This window comes from Mycobacterium kyogaense (assembly GCF_003254575.1).
Classification (GTDB): domain Bacteria; phylum Actinomycetota; class Actinomycetes; order Mycobacteriales; family Mycobacteriaceae; genus Mycobacterium; species Mycobacterium kyogaense.
Map to the genome: position 1 here is coordinate 59659 of NZ_QJUA01000031.1, position 7091 is coordinate 66749.

The 7091-nt window shown below is 68.1% G+C and carries 6 protein-coding genes; all 6 read left to right on the top strand.

The genetic code is table 11. The features are described from left to right. Positions 1–16 precede the first annotated feature (16 nt). The 6 genes from DMB80_RS19740 to leuA all read left to right on the top strand — a co-directional run bounded on the left by DMB80_RS19740 (position 17) and on the right by leuA (position 6820). A complete protein-coding gene (locus tag DMB80_RS19740) occupies positions 17–934 on the top strand; it encodes a class II glutamine amidotransferase domain-containing protein (RefSeq protein WP_111511406.1) in 918 nt (305 codons plus the stop codon). Further along, on the top strand, positions 922–1611 hold the full coding sequence (locus DMB80_RS19745; protein WP_111511407.1) for a GltB/FmdC/FwdC-like GXGXG domain-containing protein: 690 nt from the start codon (positions 922–924) through the stop codon (positions 1609–1611). Before DMB80_RS19740 ends, DMB80_RS19745 begins: the two co-directional genes overlap by 13 nt. Beyond that, a complete protein-coding gene (locus DMB80_RS19750; RefSeq protein WP_162938623.1) occupies positions 1611–2936 on the top strand; it encodes an FMN-binding glutamate synthase family protein in 1326 nt (441 codons plus the stop codon). Before DMB80_RS19745 ends, DMB80_RS19750 begins: the two co-directional genes overlap by 1 nt. Further along, complete coding sequence (locus DMB80_RS19755) at positions 2933–4117, top strand: NAD(P)/FAD-dependent oxidoreductase (protein ID WP_111511409.1); 1185 nt, start codon at positions 2933–2935, stop codon at positions 4115–4117. Before DMB80_RS19750 ends, DMB80_RS19755 begins: the two co-directional genes overlap by 4 nt. Before the next feature lie 11 nt (positions 4118–4128). Then, positions 4129–4788 (top strand): helix-turn-helix domain-containing protein, encoded by a 660-nt coding sequence (locus DMB80_RS19760; RefSeq protein WP_111511410.1) that lies wholly within the window; start codon positions 4129–4131, stop codon positions 4786–4788. A gap of 226 nt (positions 4789–5014) precedes the next feature. Continuing rightward, positions 5015–6820 carry a 2-isopropylmalate synthase gene (gene leuA / locus DMB80_RS19765; RefSeq protein WP_111511411.1) on the top strand — a complete coding sequence of 602 codons (1806 nt, stop codon included), beginning with the start codon at positions 5015–5017 and terminating at the stop codon, positions 6818–6820. Positions 6821–7091 lie beyond the last annotated feature (271 nt).

Consider the following 7091-nt stretch of genomic DNA (forward strand, 5'->3'; position numbering starts at 1 on the left):
ACCACTGGAGGACGCCATGTGTGGCATCGTCGGGTTGCATCTGCGCACACCCGAGCTCTATCCGCTCCTGGGCACCCTGCTCAGCAGCATGCTCTGCGAAATGGGCGACCGGGGAAGCGATTCCGCCGGTGTGGCCGTCTACGGCGATCCCACATGGTCCCCGCCGGGCCAGGGCTGCGTGTCGGTGGCCGATCTCGGCACCGGCCGCACCGAGGACGTCGAGCTGGTCCGGCGCACCGTCGCGGTCGCCCTCGACGAGGACCTCGACGCCGTCGAGGTGGTGGCGGTCGGTGACAGTCACCTGCTGTCCTGCGACACCTCGTCAGAGGCTCTGCTGGCGGCGGTCAGAGCGTGCTACCCCCACGCCATCGTCGCCGGCTTCGGTTCCGACATGGCGGTCCTCAAAGGTGTCGGGCATCCTCGAGTGCTGACCGAGGGATGGGGACTCTCCGGCGCCCAGGGCTGGCAGGGCGTCGGCCACACCCGGATGGCAACCGAGTCCGCGGTCACCCCGTCGGGCTGCCACCCCTACGCCGTCGGACCGGGCCAGTGCATGGTCCACAACGGATCGTTCGCCAACCACGCCACCATCCGCCGCGAGCTGCGGGCTCGCGGTGTCGTGTTCGACAGCGAGAACGACACCGAAGTCGGCGCGCGTTTCATCGCGGCGCAGTTGTCGGAGGGTCGCGACGTCGAGAGCGCCCTCAAGGAGCTCTGCGCGACCTTCGACGGCTTCTACACGCTGCTGGTGTCCAACCGCGATTCGTTCGCCGTGGTCCGCGACGCCATCGCATGCAAACCCGCGGTGATCGCCGAAACCCCCGACTGGGTGGCGATGGCCAGTGAATACCGCGCACTGTCAGGCCTTCCCGGTGTCGAGAACGCACGTATCTGGGAACCCGAACCGGAGGTCGTTTACGCATGGAGCAGATAGCAACGAGATTCGACCTCCAGACCACCCCGCTGCGCGAGGTGAACGCCGCGCTACACGCCCCGAACCTGCAGGGCGAGTTCGTCATCGACCATCCCGCCGGCGCCCACAACGTCGCCGTCGGCCTCGACGCGCCGGTCAGCGTGAGCGTCAACGGCCACGTCGGGTACTACGCCGCGGGCATGAACCAGCAGGCCGATGTCGTGATCAACGGCAATGCGGGCACCGGTGTCGCGGAGAACATGATGAGCGGCTCGGTGTGGGTGAAGGGAAGCGCCTCGCAATCGGCGGGTGCGACGGCGCACGGCGGCCTGCTGGTGATCGAGGGCGACGCCGCGGCGCGGTGCGGTATCTCGATGAAGGGTGTGGACATCGTCGTGGGCGGCAACGTCGGACACATGAGCGCGTTCATGGCTCAGGCCGGCCGGCTCGTGGTGCGCGGCGACGCCGGTGAGGCACTCGGCGACTCGCTCTACGAGGCGCGCATCTACGTGCGTGGCGAGGTGGCCTCCCTCGGCGCCGACTGCGTGGCCAAGCCGATGCGCGCCGAACACCACGAGGAGCTCGAACAACTGCTCAAGGCAGCGGGTTTCGAGGACGACGACACCGCCACCTACACCCGCTACGGATCCGCGCGATCGCTGTATCACTTCCACGTCGACAACTCTGCGAGCTACTGATGACCGACACCGACGACCGTGCGCGCCTCGGCCTGCGCGAGTCCGCCACCTTCGACCGCGCCACGATCGCCGCGATCCAGCGCGCCGCCGACACCGGCGTCTACGACATCCGCGGGTGGGGGGCTAAACGCCGGCTCCCCCACTTCGACGATCTACTGTTCCTCGGCGCATCGATGTCGCGGTATCCGCTCGAGGGCTACCGCGAACGCTGCGCCACCGACGTGGTGCTGGGCGATCGACACGCCAAACACCCTCTGCACCTAGCCATTCCGGTCACCATCGCCGGTATGAGCTTCGGCGCCCTGTCCGGGCCCGCCAAGGAGGCGCTGGGCCGCGGCGCCAGCGAGGTCGGCACGTCGACCACCACCGGCGACGGCGGCATGACGCCCGAGGAGCGGGGCCAGAGCAAGCATCTGGTGTACCAGTACCTGCCGTCGCGGTACGGCATGAACCCCGACGACCTTCGCAAGGCGGATGCGATCGAGGTGGTCCTCGGTCAGGGCGCCAAGCCTGGTGGCGGCGGAATGCTGCTGGGCCAGAAGATCTCCGAACGGGTCGCCTCGATGCGCACTCTGCCGCAGGGCATCGATCAGCGCTCGGCGTGCCGCCATCCCGACTGGACCGGGCCCGACGATCTGACCATCAAGATCAACGAGCTGCGGGAGATCACCGACTGGGAGAAGCCGATCTACGTCAAGGTCGGCGCCACCCGCACCTACTACGACGTCAAGCTCGCGGTGCATGCCGGCGCCGATGTCGTCGTCGTCGACGGCATGCAGGGCGGCACCGCCGCCACCCAGGAAGTGTTCATCGAACACGTCGGCATCCCGACACTTGCGGCGATCCCGGAGGCGGTGCGGGCGCTGCAGGAACTCGGGGTGCACAGACAAGTGCAACTCATCGTATCGGGCGGTATTCGCAACGGTGCCGACGTCGCCAAGGCCCTGGCCTTGGGCGCCGACGCCGTCGCGATCGGCACCGCAGCACTGATCGCGCTGGGCGACAACCATCCCCGGTATGCCGCCGACTACGAAAAGCTGGGCAGCGCAGCGGGTTTCTACGACGACTACCAGGACGGCAACGATCCGGCGGGAATAAGCACCCAGGATCCCGAGCTCGCCGCCCGCCTGGACCCGGTGGCCGCCGGCCGACGGCTGGCCAACTACCTGCGGGTGCTGACCATGGAGGCGCAGACGATCGCCCGCGCCTGCGGCAAGTCCCACGTCTGCCACCTCGAGCCCGACGATCTGGTCGCGGTCAGCATCGAAGCCGCCGCGATGGCGAAGGTTCCGCTGGCCGGCACGTCGTGGATACCGGGCCTGTGAACACGGCCGACGTCGTCATCGTCGGCGGCGGGCTGGAGGGCTGCGCGGCCGCGTGGGCGTTGGCCCAGCGCGGCGTGACGGACGTCGTCGTCGTCGAACGCGGCACCGTCGGCTCCGGTATGACGGGGAAATCCAGCGGTATCGTGCGCTGCCACTACGGCGTCAGCTCGCTGGCGGCGATGGCCGCCGATGGACTCGAGGTGTTCGAGCAGGCCGCCGAGATCTTCGGCGGCGACATCGGATTCCGCCAGACCGGCTACGTCGTCGGCGTCGGCGAACCCAACGTCGACGCCCTGCGCAAGAGCCTCGCCGCGCAGCGCGCTGTCGGCGTGGACACCGAGGAGATCGACCGTGCCGAGGTCGCCGAGATGTGGCCGTTCGCCGATCTGGAGCCCTTTGCAGCCTTCGGCTACGAGGCGCGGGGCGGATACGGTGACGCCTACCAAACCGCTCAGGCGTTCGCCACGACGGCCCGCGCGGCCGGTGTGCGCATCCGGCAGGGTTGCGCGGCAACAGAATTGATCATCGACGGCGACCGCGTGACCGGGGTGGCGCTGAGCGACGGCAGCACCGTCGCCGCAGACACCGTCGTCGTCGCGACCGGGGTGTGGACGCAGCCGTTCCTGGCACCCTACGGCGTCGACGTACCGATCCGCGTCGTCCGCGAACAGATCGTGCTGATCGACCCGGGTGTCGACCTCGGCCCGGTGCCGGTGTTCTCCGACCTCGTGTCGCTGCAGTACGTGCGCCCCGAGGTCGGCGGGGAGATCCTCTTCGGCAACAGCGATCTCAGCGATGCGCAGACCGCCGACCCGGACGGCTATCTGAACCGGGCGACCGAAGAGTTCGTCGACGTCACCGTCGACAAGGTCGGCACCCGCTTCCCCGGCTTCCCCGACGCCGTCATCACCAGCAGCTACGCGGGGTGCTACGACGTGACACCGGACTGGAACCCGGTCATCTCTCGGACCGGGGTCGACGGCCTGCTCGTCGCCGCGGGCTTCTCCGGGCACGGGTTCAAGATCGCGCCGGCCGTGGGCAGGCTCGTCGCCGATCTGGTGATCGACGGCCACAGCCGCGACCCGCGTATCCCGGCGTCGGATTTCCGGCTGGCCCGCTTCGCCGAAGCGGACCTGCTCACGACGCCGTACCCCTACGTCGGCGCCGGGCAGATGCGCTAGACAGGTGAGCTGTGACCTCAGCTGACGATCACGCAGCACTGCTGCGCAACAAGTCCGGCACCGCGCGGGACCGCGACCCGCAGGAGCCGGTCGACGAACTGGAGATCGAGACCGCGATCGGACGCAACGTGCGGCTGCTGCGGCTCCAGCAGGGGCTCACCGTCGCCGACACCGCCGCCCGGGTCGGCATCTCGAAGGCCATGATGAGCAAGATCGAGAACGCGCAGACCTCCTGCAGCCTGTCCACGCTGGCGCTGCTGGCCAAGGGCTTCGACGTGCCGGTGACGAGCCTGTTCCGCGGCGCGGATGTCGAGCGCCCCGCGGCGTTCGTGCGGGCCGGGACCGGGGCGCGGATCGTGCGGGAGGGCACCCGCGAAGGCCATGACTACGAGCTGCTCGGCTCACTGCGCGGCGAGCACAAGCGACTGGAGTGTCTGCAGGTCACGCTGTCGGAGAAGAGCCGAACGTATCCGCTGTTCCAGCACCCGGGCACCGAGTTCATCTACATGCAGGAAGGGGTGATGGACTACAGCCACAGCCGGTCGGTCTACCGGCTGCACCCCGGCGACTCGCTGCAGTTCGACGGCGAGGGCGCCCACGGCCCCGTCGACCTCGTGGAGCTGCCAATCCGGTTCCTGTCGGTGATCGCGTTCCCCGACTCCCACGTCTGAGCGCCCCGAGTGTGCGTCCTCATCCGCCCCTCGCGGCGTGTTGCGGATGACACCGCACAACCGCGGACCCGTTTTGCCCGACGCGCCCGCCGGAGTACAGTCGACCGCGTGCAGCGGGTGCTCCTTCTCGGACGCCGCGACGGGGTCTGATCCAGACTGGCCTCCCGTCGCGGGTATTCGCGATGCGCCGGTCTGAGATTCCTCGATAAAACCCGGAGCCCACATCATGACCGAGAACTTCACCCCCGACGCCTTTCATTCGGTACGCACCATCACCACGCCCGCCGGCCCCCGCCGCGACGGCCAGCCATCCTGGAACACCCAGCGCGCCTCCGCGATGCCCGTGAGCCGGTATCGCAGCTTCGCCGCCGAGGTGGAACCCGTCACGCTGCCCGACCGCACATGGCCCGACAAAGTCACCGACGTTGCGCCGCTGTGGTGCGCGGTGGACCTGCGCGACGGCAACCAGGCGCTGATCGACCCCATGAGCCCCGCCCGCAAGCGCCGGATGTTCGACCTGCTGGTCCGGATGGGCTACAAGGAGATCGAGGTCGGCTTCCCGTCGGCCAGCCAGACCGACTTCGACTTCGTCCGCGAGATCATCGAGCAGGGCGCGATTCCCGACGATGTCACGATCCAGGTGCTGACACAGTGCCGCCCCGAACTGATCGAGAAGACGTTCAAGGCCTGTGAGGGCGCCCCCCGCGCGATCGTTCACTTCTACAACTCGACGTCGATCCTGCAGCGCCGCGTCGTGTTCCGCGCCGACCGCGACGCCGTCAAGAAGATCGCCACCGACGGCGCACGGATGTGCGTCGAAGAGGCCAAGAAATACCCGGGCACCCAGTGGCGCTTCGAGTACTCGCCGGAGTCCTACACCGGCACCGAACTGGACTACGCCGTCGAGGTCTGCAACGCCGTGGCCGAGATCGTGGCGCCGACGCCCGAGGTGCCGCTGATCGTGAACCTGCCTGCGACGGTGGAGATGGCGACACCCAACGTGTACGCCGACTCGATCGAGTGGATGAATCGCCACCTGACCCCGCGGGACAGCATCATCTTGAGCCTGCACCCGCACAACGACCGCGGAACCGCCGTCGCCGCAGCCGAATTGGGCTATCAGGCCGGTGCGGACCGCATCGAGGGCTGCCTGTTCGGCAACGGCGAGCGCACCGGGAACGTGTGCCTGGTGACGCTGGGGCTGAACATGTTCTCCCGCGGCGTCGATCCGCAGATCGACTTCTCGAACATCGACGAGATCCGCCGCACCGTCGAGTACTGCAATCAGCTGCCCGTTCACGAACGGCATCCCTACGGCGGCGATCTGGTGTACACCGCGTTCTCCGGAAGCCACCAGGACGCGATCAACAAGGGCCTGGACGCGATGAAAGTATCGGCCGACGAACAGGATTCGGATATCGACGACATCCTGTGGCAGGTGCCCTACCTGCCGATCGACCCGAAGGACGTCGGCCGCACCTACGAGGCTGTGATCCGGGTGAACTCACAGTCCGGCAAGGGTGGCGTGGCCTACATCATGAAGGCAGACCACGGATTGGCGCTGCCGCGGCGCCTGCAGATCGAGTTCTCCGCGGCCATCCAGGCCATCACGGACGGTGAGGGCGGCGAGGTGTCGCCCAAGGAGATGTGGGACGCATTCCACGAGGAGTACCTGGCACCGATCACTCCGCTGGAGCGCATGCGGCAACGTGTCGACGCTGCCGAGGTGGACGGCGGGACCGACACCATCACCGCGGTGGTCAAGGTCGACGGTGCCGAGCGTGAGATCGTCGGCGCCGGCAACGGCCCGCTGGCTGCGTTCGTCGACGCGCTGGGCGCGATCGGCTACGACGTCAACGTGCTGGACTACTCCGAGCACGCGATGTCCTCGGGCGAGGAGGCCCAGGCCGCGGCCTACGTGGAGGCCTCGATCGACGGCAAGACCGTGTGGGGTGTCGGGATCGCGACCTCGATCACGACGGCGTCGCTGCGCGCGGTGGTGTCGGCGGTGAACCGGGCCGCTCGCCGCTGAGCGTAACCAGCTGATCCTTTGAGCGAAAAGAAAAAGTGATCGAGAAATGACTTGTGCTGATTGCGGTTTCGCGCCCCCTTGGGTCGGGAAGCCATCACCGCATGAAGCTCAAGTTCACGACTGGTTCTGTTCTCACCCTCGCGGCCGCGGCGATGATTTCGTTTGCTCCCGCCGCGGTCGCGCAGCCGGAGTGCGCGACGCCGCACGGTGCTGCTGACGGCACTCCGTGTACGAACGTGACTCCCGGTGGCGGGACGACGGGGGCGGGGTC

Excerpts from the sequence above, each read along its gene's own strand:
- DMB80_RS19740 (WP_111511406.1), top strand. The coding sequence starts at position 17 with ATGTGTGGCATCGTCGGGTTGCATCTGCGCACACCCGAGCTCTATCCG.
- DMB80_RS19745 (WP_111511407.1), top strand. The coding sequence starts at position 922 with ATGGAGCAGATAGCAACGAGATTCGACCTCCAGACCACCCCGCTGCGC.
- DMB80_RS19750 (WP_162938623.1), top strand. The coding sequence starts at position 1,611 with ATGACCGACACCGACGACCGTGCGCGCCTCGGCCTGCGCGAGTCCGCC.
- leuA (WP_111511411.1), top strand. The coding sequence starts at position 5,015 with ATGACCGAGAACTTCACCCCCGACGCCTTTCATTCGGTACGCACCATC.